This window comes from Sulfitobacter sp. LC.270.F.C4 (assembly GCF_032922545.1).
Lineage (GTDB): Bacteria > Pseudomonadota > Alphaproteobacteria > Rhodobacterales > Rhodobacteraceae > Sulfitobacter > Sulfitobacter profundi.
Window position 1 is genome coordinate 3,302,254 of the sequence record NZ_CP136692.1, and the last position, 13,949, is coordinate 3,316,202.

The following is a 13,949-nucleotide window of genomic DNA, read 5'->3' on the forward strand; positions in this document are numbered from 1 at the left end:
TCCCCCCCCCCCCCCCCCTCATTCATCCTTTCTTAAATACCGCTGCACACCACCCGGAATGCCCGCAACGTAGTTGTTTGAAATCAATCTCGCGCGTAATGCCGCGCCACGACAAACAACCCGCCCACCAGCAACAGCGGCAGCAAGAATATCCGAAACACATGCACGCCCAACACGGCCAACAACGCGCCGATTAACTCATCCGCCCGGCTCCAAAGATTGCTGGCAAGCTGTCGGTATTCTGTCAGACCCGGCTCTTCTTCACCCAAAGCCTCACTGCCGCCGACACGGGCGGTGATCTCCTCAATCACCTCCATATTGCGCAGATAGACCGCCTCGGTAAGCTGGCCTGCCAGCGGCTCCGACACCACCAGCGCGAGAGGCAAAGCCAACCCTAAAAATCCGCCATACCACGCCAACCGCCGCGGCAGCCCCGCATGACCGCGTTTACTGACTGCCCAGACAGCCAATGCAACCGCCAGCAGCCCCATGCCGATGGCGCTTACCGGCCCCAAGGCCACGGCTATCACCCCGGTGGCCACCATCACGCCAAAAACCAGCCCCGCGATCCGCTCAACCGTGTCGTCAATCGGCTCCAACACCTTTAAGGGCCGCGCCGAGCCGGAGGCAATGAACGAGAGCCCCACCTCGATCTCTTGCGCGGTCGATAAAAAGGCGTTCAACGTGCGCAGCGTGACATAGCTCGCCGCCGCCGTGGTCGCCACATCCGCGGCATAGCCCTGCGCCGCGCTGACAACCGGATTGTCCCGCAACAGCGCCGCCGTCAGCGCCAGTACACAGAAAAAAGCAAGCAACCCCCGCCGGATCAACCGTCCGCCCGGATGCGCTGGTTCTTCGGATCATAGGGACTGTCTTCGACCACCTCGGCCTCCCACAATTGATCAAGCATCTTTACCTTCAGCTTCGTGCCTACCACCGCGTCTTGCAGTTGCACATAGCCCATGCCGATGCTCTTGCCGAATGCAACCGAATAGCCACCCGAGGTCAGCCGCCCGGTGCGCCGCGCGCCATTGTAAAGCACCTCACGCCCCCAAGGGTCCGCATCCTCCGGCCCGTCGATCAGAACCGTCACGCATTTCACGCGAATGCCGTGATCGAGCATCGCCTGCTTCCCGTGAAACTCTTTATTCAGATCCACAAAGCGCGGCAAATCCGCCTCCAACGGCGTCGCATCCCGGCCCAACTCATTGCCAAAGGCGCGATAGCTCTTCTCTTGCCTCAGCCAGTTCTGCGCCCGCGCGCCAACCAGCTTCATGCCATGCGGCGCGCCCGCCTTTTCCAACTGATCAAACAAATGGTTCTGCATCTCAATCGGATGATGCAATTCCCAACCGAGCTCCCCGGTATAGGCCACCCGGATCGCCTGCACCGGCACCATCCCCAACTCGATGTTGCGCATGGTCAGCCAGGGGAACCGCTTGTTGCTCAGCACCGTTTCGGGATCTGCATCCCGCACCAAATCCCGCAGCACATCACGCGACTTCGGCCCAGCAATCGCAAAAACTCCCCACTGCGTGGTCACGTCATGACATTCGACATAACCCACCTCGGGCATCTTGTCGGCAATCGCCTTGCGCAGGTAATCGCTGTCATAGGCGCTCCACGCGCCCGCCGAGACAAGGTAATATTCGTCCTGCGCCAGCCGCACGATGGTATATTCCGTCCGCGTCGTCCCTGCCCCCGTCAGCGCATAGGTCAGGTTAATCCGCCCCACCGAGGGCAGCTTGTTACAGGTAAACCCATCCAAAAAAGCCGTCGCCCCCGGCCCGCGCACCAGATGCTTAGTAAAGGCCGTGGCGTCAATCAAGCCCACCCCTTCGCGGATGGATTTCGCCTCGTCCACCGCGTGCTGCCACCAGCCCCCGCGCCGAAAGGATCGGCTGTCATGGTCGCTAAACCCTTCGGGCGCAAAATAATTCGGCCGCTCCCAGCCATTCACCTGCCCAAACTGCGCCCCCCGCGCCGCCTGCCGATCGTAAGCCGGAGAGGTCCGCAAAGGCCGACACGCAGGACGCTCCTCATCCGGATGGTGCAGGATATAAACGTGGTCGTAAGCCTCTTCATTCTTCCGCGCGGCATATTCCGTGGTCACCCAATCGCCGTAGCGTTTCGGATCAAGGCTCGCCATGTCGATCTCGGCCTCGCCCTCAACCATCATCTGCGCCAAATAATACCCCGTGCCCCCCGCCGCCGTGATCCCAAACGAAAACCCTTCCGCCAACCACATGTTGCGCAAGCCCGGCGCAGGGCCGACCAGCGGATTACCATCCGGCGTATAACAAATCGGCCCGTTGAAATCGTCCTTCAACCCGCAATTCTCAGCCGAGGGGATACGGTGGTTCATCGCCATATACTGATCTTCGATCCGCTCCAGATCGAGCTGGAACAGATCAGCCCGGAAACTGTCGGGCACCCCATATTCAAACCGCGCCGGGGCGTTCTTCTCATAGACGCCGAGAATCCAGCCGCCCCGTTCCTCACGCACATAGCTCTGCGCATCGGCATCCCGGATCACCGGATGCTCGCCATGCCCCGCCGCACGGTAATCAACCAGCGCCGGATCGCGGTCCATGACAATGAACTGATGTTCCACGGGCATCGCGGGCATCTTGATCCCCAACATCCGCGCGGTGCGCTGCGCGTGGTTGCCACTGGCCGTGACCACATGTTCGGCGGTAACAACGATCTGCTCATCACTGGCGACAAGGTTGCCGCCCTTCTCCACCATCTTGGTGCAGGTCACTTCCCAATGGGTACCATTCCAGTCAAACGCATCCGCCTGCCACTTGCGCTCAATCGAAACCCCAAGCTGGCGCGCGCCCTTGGCCATCGCCATCGTCACATCGGCGGGGTTAATATATCCGTCCGTCTGGTGATAAAGCGCACCCTTCAAATCCGATGTCTCAATCAACGGCCACTTCGCCTTGATCTCATCCGGGGTGAGCCATTCATACGGCACGCCGCAGGTCTCCGCGGTCGAGGCATAGAGCATATACTCATCCATCCGCGCATCGGTCTGAGCCATCCGCAGATTGCCCACCACGGCAAAACCAGCATTCAACCCGGTCTCAGCCTCCAAGGTCTTATAAAACTCGACCGAGTACTGATGAATATGCGTCGTCGCAAAAGACATGTTGAACAACGGCAGCAACCCCGCCGCATGCCAGGTCGAGCCCGAGGTCAGCTCGTCCCGCTCCAACAGCATTACATCATCCCAACCCGCCTTCGCCAGATGATAAGCAATCGACGTGCCAACCGCGCCGCCCCCGACAACCAATGCTTTGACTTGCGTTTTCATCTGCCAATCCCTCTGCCCTAGGCTCACCCCGTTGTACGCAGCAGGGCAAGAGACCGCAGGCACCAGCCGACCCAACATGGCCAAAAACCGACCTTACCCCCTCACCATACGCGCCAATCCCGCGTCAGAGCACCGCCACCCCAACTTCATCCTTTTACAAATACCGTGCACCACATTTCCCGCCGCACAACATCAGGGCAGCCCCCCCCCATCTCACCCCGGCAAGATCTTCCCCGGGTTCAAAATATTATCCGGATCCAGCGCCGCCTTGAGCGTCGCCATCACATCCACCGCAGCGCCCAATTCCTTGCCCAGATAGGTCCGCTTGCCCTGCCCGATCCCATGTTCGCCGGTGCATGTCCCATCCATAGAGATCGCCAATTCCGCCAGCCAGCTCACAAACGCCTCGCCCCGCGCCACCTCATCGGCGTCGTCCATGTCGATCAACAGCGAGGCATGGAAGTTCCCGTCGCCTGCGTGGCCCACGATGGGCGCGATCAGCTTCAACTCCTCCGCCCGCGCCTGTGCCGCGACCACGGCATCGGCCAACCGGGAGATCGGCACGCAGACATCCGTCGCCACGGCCTTGCACCCCGGTCGCAGCGCCAGAACGGCCCAATAGCCGTCATGCCGCGCCTGCCAGAGTTTGTTGCGCTCTTCAGGGGTTGTGGTCGCCGCATAGCCGGTGCCGCCGAATTCCTCGGCCAGCATGCCAAAGGTCTCGGCCTGTTCCACCACGCCCGCTTCAGAGCCGTGGAATTCCAACAACAAAAGCGGGGTTTCAGGCAAGGTCAGCTTGGAATAGGCGTTCACGGCCTTCACCACATCGGCGTCCAAAAGCTCAATCCGGGCCACGGGCAGGCCGTATTGGATCACTGCCATAACGGTCTCACAGGCCGCCTGCACCGTCGGGAAAGAACAGCGCGCCGAGGAGATCGCCTCAGGAATACCCTGCAAGCGCAAGGTGATCTCCGTGATGATCCCCAGCGTCCCTTCCGAGCCGACCATCAACCGCGTCAAATCATAGCCCGCCGAAGATTTCCGCGCCCGTCCACCGGTGCGGATCACCCGGCCATCGGCCATCACCACCTCAAGGCTCAGCACATTGTCTTTCATCGTGCCATAGCGCACCGCATTGGTGCCGCTGGCCCGCGTCGCGGTCATCCCCCCAAGCGAGGCATTGGCACCGGGATCAATCGGGAAAAACAGCCCCTGATCGCGCAAATGGGTGTTCAACGCCTCGCGGGTCACGCCGGGTTGCACCCGGCAATCCAGATCGCCCGCGTTCACCTCAAGCACCCGGTCCATCTGCATGACATCAATGCAAATCCCGCCCGCCGGCGCGTTCACATGTCCTTCGAGCGAGGTGCCCGTGCCGAAGGCAATCACCGGCACTTTATGCGCCGCACAGATGCGCACCGCCTGCGCCACGTCGTCGGTAGAGGCCGCCATGACCACCCCGTCGGGGGCCTGCGTTTTGATCCATGTGGTGGTGTGGCCATGCTGTTCGCGAATGGCTTGGCCGGTCAGCAGATTATCCCCAAAGGCTTGGCTCAATTCCTCCAGCGCGGCTGCAATGCCCGCCTCATTGCGCGGCAGTTCTGCGATCTTCGTCATTTTCCAACTCCAAACAGCGCCTGTGCGCCGCAGGAAGCCCTGCGGGCGCAACTTGCGAAAATACTTTTACCCAATAGCCGCCATACCGCCGCCGCCCGCGGGCTTACAGCATGGAGGGCACAACTTGATCAGGCGGACGGTGACCATCATCAAAGGTCTTAATATTGATCAAGACTTTCTCGCCCATCTCGATCCGACCTTCCAACGTGGCCGACCCCATATGAGGCAACAGCACGACGTTTTTCAGCTCTCGTAGGCGCGGATTGATCTCGCGGCCATGCTCGTAGACGTCCAGCCCCGCGCCTTTGATGTCACCCGCACGGAGCATCCGCGTCAGGGCGTTCTCGTCGATCACCTCCCCGCGGGAGGTGTTCACGATCACCGCGTCGGGCTTCATCAGCCCCAAACGGCGGGCGTTCATCAGATGAAAGGTACTGGGCGTATGGGGGCAGTTGATGCTGATCACGTCCATCCGGCTGACCATCTGATCAAGGCTGTCCCAATAGGTCGCCTCCAAGGCGCTTTCGACCTCTTCACGCAGGCGTTTGCGGTTGTGGTAATGCACCTGCATGCCAAAGGCCCGCGCCCGGCGCGCCACGGCCTGACCGATCCGGCCCATGCCCAGAATGCCGAGGCGACGCCCGCCGACCCGACCGCCCATCAGCGCGGTCGGTGCCCAGCCATCCCAATTGCCGGACTGCATCACCGCCATACCCTCGGGCATGCGGCGGGTCACAGCCAAGATCAGCGCCATGGTCATATCGGCGGTATCATCGGTCAGAACCCCGGGGGTGTTCGACACCAGCACGCCGCGCTGGCGCGCGGTGGCCACGTCGATATGATCGACCCCCGCCCCGTAATTCGCGATCAGTTTCAGCCGCTCGCCCGCCTGCGTGATCAGCGGCGCGTCGATTTCATCCGTGATCGTCGGCACCAGCACATCCGCTTGGCGCATCGCCGCGCCCAATTCCTCGCGGGTCATGGGCTTGTCATCTTCGCGTAGGGTCACGTCAAACAGCTCTGACAGCCGTGTTTCCACCGCCTCTGGCAACCGTCGCGTCACTACAACACTCAACCGCTTCTTTGACATGCCTGCTCTCCCGGTCTTGGCGTCGCCTCGTTTCACAGGCATGGTGTCTCATGCAGCGACGAGGCACAAGAACTCGCGCCGGAAAAAGAGCAACAATAACCCGCAGATTTGCACAGCACCGACCCACAGCAGTGAACCGCATAGCAGGCAATTCCATGATAACCGCTTTCCTTCGCAGTGCCCTGATGGTGGGCGCGCTGCTTTTGGCGCAGGCGACCTCCGGCGTCGCACAAGAGGCGCGCGGACAGGTCACCAACCTGCCCCTCCCCCGTTTCGTTTCGATGAAAGCCTCAGAGGGCAACGTCCGCCGCGGCCCGTCGCTGTCGCACCGGATCGACTGGGTCTACAAACGCCGCGACCTGCCGCTCAGGATCACCGCCGAACATGGCCACTGGCGCCGGGTCGAAGACCGCGATGGCATGGGCGGCTGGGTGCATTACTCGCTTTTGTCGGGCACCCGCACTGTCTTGGTCGAACAAGACATGCTGCAGCTTCACGTCAACCCCGACCCAAAGGCCGCCGTGGTGGCGCGGCTGGAACTGGGCGTGGTGGCGCGCTTGGGCGAATGCACGCTTGAATGGTGCGAGTTGCGTTCGGGCGGCTTTACCGGCTGGGCCCCCAAAGTGCGGCTTTGGGGTGTTGGCCCCAAGGAGCTGCGCGAATAACACCGCCTTTCAGGCCAATTGCATGATCCCGGCGCTTGCGCCACTCTGCCGGCAAAATTCAAGCCGGAGAGAGCGCCATGCAAGCCATCACCTATGACCAATTCGGAGCCGCCGCAGATGTGCTGCGTCTGTCAGAGATCGACAGCCCCGCCCCGCAACCCGGCGAGGTCTGCGTGGCGCTGAGCCATTCGGGCGTGAACCCATCGGACGTAAAGGCCCGCGCGGGCACCCGCCCCGGCGTGACCAAACCACCCTTCCCGCAGGTCATTCCCCATAGCGATGGCGCGGGAGAGATCATCGCCGTGGGTGCGGGCATCGATTCTGCCCGTGTGGGTCAAAAGGTCTGGGTCTGGAATGGCCAGTGGCAACGCGCCTTTGGCACCGCAGCTCAGCAGATCACCCTGCCCGCGCATCAGGCCGTGCCGTTGCCCAAAGCCGTCTCTTTTGAGACCGGCGCGCAGCTTGGCATTCCGGGGCTGACAGCCTGCCACGCCGTTTTCGGCGGCGGTGGCGTGGCCGGGGAGACGGTGTTGATCCAAGGCGGCGCCGGAACCGTGGGCTACCTTGCCGTGCAACTGGCGAAATGGGGCGGGGCCAAAGTGATTGCCACCTGCAGCCCGCGCGACAATGATCTGGTCCGCGAGGCTGGCGCCGATGCGGTGCTGAACTACGCCGATCCCGATCTCGCCCGTGCCGTTCTGGAGGCCAACGGCGGCAAGCCCGTCGACACAATCGTCGAGACAGAGTTCGGCCTCAACATCACCACCGACACCGAGGTCATCGCCCCCAATGGCCGGATCGCCGCCTATGGATCGGCGGCGGAGATGTCGCCCACGCTACCCTTCTACCCGCTTCTGTTCAAAGCGGTGACCATCGACATCATCCTGATCTACCTCCTGCCCGCAGGCCCGCGCGAACAGGCGATCACCCGACTGCATCACGCGCTGGAAGACGGGGCCCTGCGCTGCCCCGTCGATACGGTTCTCCCGCTTTCCGAGGCCGCCCGCGCGCATGCGATGGTCGAGGCCGGACAGCGCAGCGGGGCGGTGCTGCTCGATTGTCGGGGGTAGTGCGCTAATTGACCAGCCACCGCCCTCACCGAGGGGCGGTGGCCCTGCCCGTCGACGGAGACCCCCATGCGCCTGATCCCTGCCCTGCCCCGCCTGCTCTTGTGTCTATTTCTGCTTCTTGCCCTGCCGCTGGCCCCCGCCTCGGCGCAGGACAACGACCAGCCCGAAGGCACCATCGCCGTCGAAGGGAACGCCACGGCAGACGCCGCCATCGCCAACCGCATCCGCGCCATCCTGCGCGAGCTTGAAGGATTTGAGAAGGTCGGCGTCTCCGTGTCCTCGGGCATCGTCACCCTGCGCGGCACCACACTCGACACCGCCAGCGCCGGACGGCTGAGCGAACTGGCGGGCCGTGTCGAAGGGGTGGTGGCAATCCGCAACGAGGTCCGCGAAAGCACCGATGTGTCGGAACGGCTCAACCCCGCCGTGGACCGCTTCCGGGGCCGGATGGAACAGGCCGTGGCTTTCCTGCCGCTGGCCTTGGTGGCACTTGGGGTCTTTGCCCTGATCGTCGTGGCCGGGCTGGCGCTGGCGCGGCTGCGCAACCCGTGGGAGCGGCTGGCCCCCAACGCCTTTATCGCTGACATTTACCGCCAGATCATCCGGCTGGCCTTTATCATCGCGGCACTGGTCGTGGCGCTTGATATCCTCGGGGCGACGGCGCTGCTGTCGGGCATCCTTGGCGCGGCGGGGATCGTCGGCCTCGCCATCGGTTTCGCGGTGCGCGACACGGTCGAGAACTTCATTGCCTCCATCATGCTGTCGATCCGCCAGCCGTTCCGCCCCAATGACACGGTCGAGATTGACGGCGACACCGGCAAGGTGATCCGCCTGACCAGCCGCGCCACGATCTTGCTCAGCTATGACGGCAACCATCTGCGCATTCCCAATGCCACCGTCTTTAAAAGTCGGATCATCAACTATTCGCGCAACGCCGAGCGGCGGTTCACCTTTACCCTTTCGGTGGCCAGCGACGCCGATCTGGCCCGCGCCCGAGACTTGGCGCTGGAGGTGTTGAATGGCCTTCCCTTTGTCCTGCCCAGCCCCGAAGCCGCCGCTTGGGTGGAGGAGGTCGCCGATCACTGGATCAACATGCAATTCGCCGGTTGGATCAATCAAGAGACCACCGATCTGGTCGCTGCGCGCAGCGAAGCGATTCGACTGACGCTGGCCGCCTTTGACGCGGCGGGCCTCACCGCACAGCCTCCCGCTTATCGGCTGATCACCCAAAGCGAATCGTCCCCAACCGCGCAACACGATTCGCCCCAAACGCCGAGCGCGCCTGCGAATCCCGCCGCCGCACAGCCAGTTGCCCCCCAAACCGAGCGTGAGCTGACCCGCATCGTCGCGCAGGAACGCGCCGAATTGCCCAGCAAAGACCTGCTCTCCGTTGATGCCGCCGAAGAATAGGCTAATTTATCAAAAACGGGTCTTGCACCCCGGGCCAGAGAACTCTAATTAGCGCCCTGTGTTGGGATGTAGCCAAGTGGTAAGGCAACTGTTTTTGGTACAGTGTACCGTAGGTTCGAATCCTACCATCCCAGCCAACACACTCCCCCGATAGCCATCACCGACTACCGCACAGCGCCCCTACGACATCACGTCGCAGACCAAAGCGCCCTATAGCGTTGCGGTGTCAGCCGCGGTATCAGCGCGCATGTCCGCCGTTTCGCGCATATCCTCGCTTCGGGTTAGCCTGACCCTCTTGCTGGTGCTGGCCCTTGCCAGCTTGCCCTTCGCACATCGTGCGACCGCGCAGGTACAGCAAGACCCGGCCTTCATCGCCTTTATCCAAGCGGGCGGCACGCTGACCGATCTTTGCGACGGCACGCTCGAGGGGCAGAACCATGCGGCCTTGGATTGCGAAGCCTGCCGGATCGTCAATGCGTTGATCTTGCCGACCCCGGCAGATGTCTTGCTGCCGGGCGGGAGGCTGCGTTTTGCCAAACCGCGCGCGGCCCGTGCCCTCGGCGCACCGCGCAGCCCTGCGGGGGCGCCCCCGCCCGTCCGGGGGCCGCCATTCGTCTGAGCCATCGCTTCTTTCGCAATACTCAGACAATGGACCACGACAATGAAAACCTTCTATACCGCAGCCTTGGCTGCCCTACTTGCCCTGCCCGCCGCCGCGCATGAGTACACCGCCGGTGCTTTGACCGTCGATCATCCGGTGGCCTTTGAAACCCCGAAAACCGCCCGCGTCGGCGGCGGCTATCTGACGATCACCAATGGCGGAGACAGCGCAGACCGCCTCGTCAGCATCAGCGCCGAGGGCTTCGACGAAGTCTCCCTCCATCAGACGACCACCGATGATATGGGCGTCGCGCGCATGTCGCATATCGACGGCCTCGATCTGCCTGCAGGTGAGACGGTGACGCTTAAGCCCGGTGGGCTGCATATCATGTTCATGGGCCTCGACGGTGACCCTTTCGAGGAAGGTGAGAAAATCCCCGCCACCCTGACCTTTGAAAAGGCCGGGACCTTGGAGGTGATATTCAACGTCGAAAGCCGCCGCGGGCATGATGCGGGCGCCATGGATCACGGCGCGCACGCGCAAAAACACTAACCCCAAGCCAGTCGCAGGATGCGCCGCAAGGCGTTGACCGGCCCGCTTCGACACCTCTGCCTTTGGGCGGTGGTGGTGTTGTTTGGGGCGTTCTCGGCGCTTGCGCCCGGAACCATGCCAGAGCGCCAGCAAGGCGCGCTGACCATGGTGCTGTGCACAGGTTACGGGGTGGAGACGGTGACCGTCGGGCCGGATGGCCGAAGGCACGCCTGCCACGCTCGACACGATTGATGCGCTGGCGCGGCAGATCGGGTTTGACGCACGCTACCAGATGAACCTGCCGCAGGGCAAAGAGGGTGTCTGGACCCTAAGCCGGGATACGATGAACACCGATGCGACCGACCCCACCAGCGACCGCACGGTGCATATCGACCGGCACACGGGCAAGGTCCTCGCCGATGTGCGCTACGCGGATTATTCGCTGGCGGGCAAGGCGATGGCCGTGGGCATCGCGCTGCATATGGGCACCTTGGGCTGGCCGAGTGTCATGGCCAATACGCTCTTTTGCCTGTCGGTGATCTTTCTTTGCGTCTCTGGCGTGGTGATGTGGTGGAAACGCCGCCCGACAAACCCGGCGGGCTGGCTCGCGGCCCCGCCTCCGCCGCGCAATATGACGTTTTGGAAAGGCGCGGTTGTAGTCGGTCTGGCCGTGGCGCTGGCCTTTCCAATGGCGGGGATCACCCTGCTGGTCGTCGTGCTGCTGGATTGGTTGTTGCTGCGCCGTGTGCCAGTGCTGAAACGCATGGTGTCCTGAAATGCCGCCCGCCCCTTCGCGAGGGCGGGCACCGCTTGGCCCTTAGGCCGTGTGCTGTTTGATCAGCTCTTTATAAAGCGCCTGAATGCGTTTGGTGACGGGCCGTTCTCCGCTGCCGATGGCCTTGCCGTCAATCTCTGCCACCGGGGTCTGCGCACCAAAGGTGCCAGTGAGAAAGGCTTCATCCGCGCCATAAGCTTCGTAGAGCGAGAAGTTCTTCTCCCGCATCGGAATGCCGTTTTCATGGCACAGGTCGATCACCTTTTGCCGCGTCACCCCGTTCATGCAATAGTCCCCGGTCGAGGTCCAAACCTCCCCCCGCCGCACGATGAAAAAGTTGCAAGCGTTGGTGGTGTTCACAAAACCATGTGGGTCGAGCATCAGCGCCTCATCCGCGCCCGCTTCCTCGGCCTGAAGGCAGGCGATGATGCAGTTCAGCTTGGAATGACTGTTAAGCTTGGGGTCTTGGCTATGTGGCAGCCCGCGCACCTGCGGGACGCTCGCCAAACGAATGCCCGCAGATTGCAGGCGATCCACGGGTTTGGAATGCTCCATGATGATCACCAGCGTCGGCCCGGTGGTGCTGAGCGAGGGGTGCTGGAAGGGTTTATCCTTGATCCCCCGCGTGAGCATTAGGCGGCAGTGCACGTCACTGTGCATATCGTTCGCCTCTGCCGTGCGGCGCAGCGCCTCGGCGATGCCGTCTTTGTCCAGGCCCACGTCGAGCGAGATTGCTTTGCAGGAATTAAAGAAGCGGTCCATATGCTCGTCGAAGAACGCCCATGTCCCGTTATAGAGGCGCATGCCTTCCCAGATGCCGTCGCCCAGCATGAAGCCCGCGTCATAGACCGAGACCTTGGCCTCGTCGCGGTGCACGATGTCGCCGTTGACGTAGATCTTGATGTCCTGGTTTCGGGCGTCTTCGTCGGCGGCGTGGGTGGTGGTGTGTTCGGTCATGGGAGGGGTCCGTTTGTGAGGGCGGTTGGCGCTATTGATAAGCAAATGGATCGATGTTGCCACCCCGGTCCCGGAATCAAGCCGCAGGCGCCGGGCTCTCAACGTTTTGACTACCACCCGGGCCCGGGACAAGCCGTAGGCGCCGGGCCATCGCCTGCCCGCCCGTCACGCCGGAGGCGTGCCAGCCTATATGAGCGCACCTTTGGTGCGACCGGGTAGGCGATTTGGTGAGGCTGGGTGTGCCCTCGCGGACCGCACATCAAAGCCGAGAAATAAAGTGGCACCAATTTACGTCAGATCGCCAACCCGCGGTCAGGCGCTGGCCCTCACACCCGCCAACTCAGCACGCGCCGTTCCACGAACGCCACCACCGAGGACACCGCCACGCCCAGCAGCGACAGGATCACCACACCCGCAAACAGACGCTCCAAATCATACAGGCTCCCCGCCTGCAAAATATACGCCCCGATCCCATATTCCGCGCCCAGCATCTCAGCCGCCACCAACAGAATAATCGCAATCGTCAGCGAAATCCGCAGCCCCGACAGGATCCCCGGCATCGCGCCGGGCACCACGATTTTCGAAACAATCGACCACCAACCGAGGCCGAAACTCTGCCCCATCCGGATCAACACCCGGTCCACATTGTCGACCGCCGCATAGGTGGCGACCACCGTGGGCGTGAAGGTGCCAAAGGCGATGAGCGCGTATTTACTCGCCTCATCAATGCCGAACCAAATGACAAACAGCGGCAACAGCGCGATCTTGGGAATGGGGAAAATCGCCGCCACTAGCGGCACCAGACCCGCGCGGGCCAAAGAAAACAGCCCGATCAAAACGCCAACACCGATTCCGACCGACGCGCCGATCAGCGCGCCCACCGCCAGACGGGTCAGCGAGGGCACGAGATGTTTGAACAACATCCCCGACTGATAAAGCTCTTGAAATGTCAGCAGCACATCGCTGGGCCGAGGCAACGTCAGGGCCGAGATAAAGCCGCTGCGCGTGCCCCATTCCGCCAGTAGGATCAGCACCACGAAAACCGCAAGCCCCACGCCCCGCCGCGTGCCGGGCTGGAAGCCACCGCCGCGAAAGGTGACTTCGCGGGCATTCACATCCGTTATTTCAGCCATCGATCAACTCCGCATCCGCCGCCGCGGCCTCATCGCGCATCAGCCCCCATAGGTGCTGTTGCTGCGCCTCCAACGCCGGGTCGCCATGGCGCCGCTCGGCCAGCGGCATGTCTAGGTTCACCACCTCGCGCAATTCACCCGGACGGCGCGAGAGCACGACGATCTTATGCCCCAACCGCACCGCTTCAGCGAGGTTGTGGGTCACATAGACCGCCGTGAACGGCTGCCGCGTCCAGAGCGCCACAAGGTCGTCCATCAAAAGCTCGCGGGTCTGGCTGTCGAGCGCGCTCAGCGGCTCGTCCATCAGCATCACCGCCGGGTTCACCGCCAGCGCACGGGCAATCGCCACGCGCTGCTTCATGCCGCCCGAAAGCTGTTTGGGCAGCGCATCGGCGAAATCGGTCAATTTGGTCCGCGCCAACACATCGGCGATGATCGCCTCACGCTGCGCCTTGCCCAGCCCGTGATCCTCAAGCACCAGCGCCACATTGCCCCGCACCGTGCGCCACGGCAGCAGCGCGAAATCTTGGAAAATATAAGTGAGCGGGTTCAGACAGCCCTCAGGCGCATCGCCCATTTGCAGCACGCGGCCTTCGCTGGGCCGCTCCAACCCGCCGAGCATGCGCAGCAGGGTGGATTTGCCACAGCCGGAGGGGCCGACGATGCAAACGATCTGGCCAGACGGAATATCGAGCGTGATGTCACGCAGCACTTGGGTATCGCCATAATAATGGCTGACGGAGGAAAGCTTGAGGTCCATGCCGCCCTTTTCCGGCAAAAA

At 62.7% G+C, this 13,949-nt stretch carries 12 protein-coding genes, 1 tRNA gene and 1 pseudogene; 7 read left to right on the forward strand and 7 right to left on the reverse strand.

Going from position 1 to position 13,949, the window contains the following annotated elements:
• Nucleotides 1-83: 83 nt before the first annotated feature.
• The 4 genes from R1T45_RS19920 to R1T45_RS19935 all read right to left on the reverse strand — a co-directional run bounded on the left by R1T45_RS19920 (nt 84) and on the right by R1T45_RS19935 (nt 6,026).
• Nucleotides 84-815 carry a hypothetical protein gene (locus R1T45_RS19920; RefSeq protein WP_162931803.1) on the reverse strand — a complete coding sequence of 244 codons (732 nt, stop codon included), beginning with the start codon at nt 813-815 and terminating at the stop codon, nt 84-86.
• Nucleotides 816-826: 11 nt separating this feature from the next.
• Nucleotides 827-3,319: an FAD-dependent oxidoreductase gene (locus R1T45_RS19925; RefSeq protein ID WP_317390057.1), complete on the reverse strand. Its 2,493-nt coding sequence runs from the start codon at nt 3,317-3,319 to the stop codon at nt 827-829.
• A 213-nt stretch (nt 3,320-3,532) separates the two neighbouring features.
• The gene (locus tag R1T45_RS19930; RefSeq protein WP_317390058.1) at nt 3,533-4,936 is read right to left on the reverse strand and encodes an FAD-binding oxidoreductase; all 1,404 of its coding nucleotides are present in this window, start codon (nt 4,934-4,936) and stop codon (nt 3,533-3,535) included.
• Between the two features lie 103 nt (nt 4,937-5,039).
• The gene (locus tag R1T45_RS19935; RefSeq protein WP_120350272.1) at nt 5,040-6,026 is read right to left on the reverse strand and encodes a 2-hydroxyacid dehydrogenase; all 987 of its coding nucleotides are present in this window, start codon (nt 6,024-6,026) and stop codon (nt 5,040-5,042) included.
• Between the two features lie 155 nt (nt 6,027-6,181).
• Here R1T45_RS19935 and R1T45_RS19940 point away from each other — a divergent pair, with 155 nt between their 5' ends.
• The 7 genes and pseudogenes from R1T45_RS19940 to R1T45_RS19970 all read left to right on the forward strand — a co-directional run.
• Nucleotides 6,182-6,691 (forward strand): SH3 domain-containing protein, encoded by a 510-nt coding sequence (locus R1T45_RS19940; protein ID WP_120350271.1) that lies wholly within the window; start codon nt 6,182-6,184, stop codon nt 6,689-6,691.
• Between the two features lie 77 nt (nt 6,692-6,768).
• Complete coding sequence (locus R1T45_RS19945) at nt 6,769-7,761, forward strand: NADPH:quinone reductase (RefSeq protein WP_317390059.1); 993 nt, start codon at nt 6,769-6,771, stop codon at nt 7,759-7,761.
• A 66-nt stretch (nt 7,762-7,827) separates the two neighbouring features.
• Nucleotides 7,828-9,171: a mechanosensitive ion channel family protein gene (locus R1T45_RS19950; RefSeq protein WP_317390060.1), complete on the forward strand. Its 1,344-nt coding sequence runs from the start codon at nt 7,828-7,830 to the stop codon at nt 9,169-9,171.
• Between the two features lie 62 nt (nt 9,172-9,233).
• Nucleotides 9,234-9,308, forward strand: a tRNA-Gln gene (locus R1T45_RS19955).
• Nucleotides 9,309-9,418: 110 nt separating this feature from the next.
• On the forward strand, nt 9,419-9,790 hold the full coding sequence (locus R1T45_RS19960) for a hypothetical protein (RefSeq protein WP_317390061.1): 372 nt from the start codon (nt 9,419-9,421) through the stop codon (nt 9,788-9,790).
• Between the two features lie 42 nt (nt 9,791-9,832).
• Nucleotides 9,833-10,324, forward strand: a complete 492-nt coding sequence (locus tag R1T45_RS19965; protein WP_120350244.1) for a copper chaperone PCu(A)C — start codon at nt 9,833-9,835, stop codon at nt 10,322-10,324.
• A gap of 214 nt (nt 10,325-10,538) precedes the next feature.
• Nucleotides 10,539-11,078: pseudogene (locus R1T45_RS19970) on the forward strand (PepSY-associated TM helix domain-containing protein); the annotation flags it as partial.
• Between the two features lie 42 nt (nt 11,079-11,120).
• On the opposite strand, the gene R1T45_RS19975 reads toward R1T45_RS19970, so the two are convergent.
• From R1T45_RS19975 to R1T45_RS19985, 3 genes are all read right to left on the reverse strand, one after another.
• Nucleotides 11,121-12,035 carry a D-amino acid aminotransferase gene (locus tag R1T45_RS19975; RefSeq protein ID WP_260011476.1) on the reverse strand — a complete coding sequence of 305 codons (915 nt, stop codon included), beginning with the start codon at nt 12,033-12,035 and terminating at the stop codon, nt 11,121-11,123.
• A gap of 326 nt (nt 12,036-12,361) precedes the next feature.
• Complete coding sequence (locus R1T45_RS19980; protein ID WP_317390062.1) at nt 12,362-13,168, reverse strand: ABC transporter permease; 807 nt, start codon at nt 13,166-13,168, stop codon at nt 12,362-12,364.
• Nucleotides 13,161-13,928, reverse strand: a complete 768-nt coding sequence (locus R1T45_RS19985; RefSeq protein WP_067629970.1) for an ABC transporter ATP-binding protein — start codon at nt 13,926-13,928, stop codon at nt 13,161-13,163. The genes R1T45_RS19980 and R1T45_RS19985 overlap by 8 nt, the downstream gene beginning before the upstream one ends.
• Between the last annotated feature and the right edge of the window lie 21 nt (nt 13,929-13,949).

Coding starts and splice junctions, on each gene's coding strand:
- R1T45_RS19925 (WP_317390057.1), bottom strand. CDS start 3,319: ATGAAAACGCAAGTCAAAGCATTGGTTGTCGGGGGCGGCGCGGTTGGC.
- R1T45_RS19930 (WP_317390058.1), bottom strand. CDS start 4,936: ATGACGAAGATCGCAGAACTGCCGCGCAATGAGGCGGGCATTGCAGCC.
- R1T45_RS19935 (WP_120350272.1), bottom strand. CDS start 6,026: ATGTCAAAGAAGCGGTTGAGTGTTGTAGTGACGCGACGGTTGCCAGAG.
- R1T45_RS19940 (WP_120350271.1), top strand. CDS start 6,182: ATGATAACCGCTTTCCTTCGCAGTGCCCTGATGGTGGGCGCGCTGCTT.
- R1T45_RS19945 (WP_317390059.1), top strand. CDS start 6,769: ATGCAAGCCATCACCTATGACCAATTCGGAGCCGCCGCAGATGTGCTG.
- R1T45_RS19950 (WP_317390060.1), top strand. CDS start 7,828: ATGCGCCTGATCCCTGCCCTGCCCCGCCTGCTCTTGTGTCTATTTCTG.
- R1T45_RS19960 (WP_317390061.1), top strand. CDS start 9,419: ATGTCCGCCGTTTCGCGCATATCCTCGCTTCGGGTTAGCCTGACCCTC.
- R1T45_RS19965 (WP_120350244.1), top strand. CDS start 9,833: ATGAAAACCTTCTATACCGCAGCCTTGGCTGCCCTACTTGCCCTGCCC.
- R1T45_RS19975 (WP_260011476.1), bottom strand. CDS start 12,035: ATGACCGAACACACCACCACCCACGCCGCCGACGAAGACGCCCGAAAC.
- R1T45_RS19980 (WP_317390062.1), bottom strand. CDS start 13,168: ATGGCTGAAATAACGGATGTGAATGCCCGCGAAGTCACCTTTCGCGGC.
- R1T45_RS19985 (WP_067629970.1), bottom strand. CDS start 13,928: ATGGACCTCAAGCTTTCCTCCGTCAGCCATTATTATGGCGATACCCAA.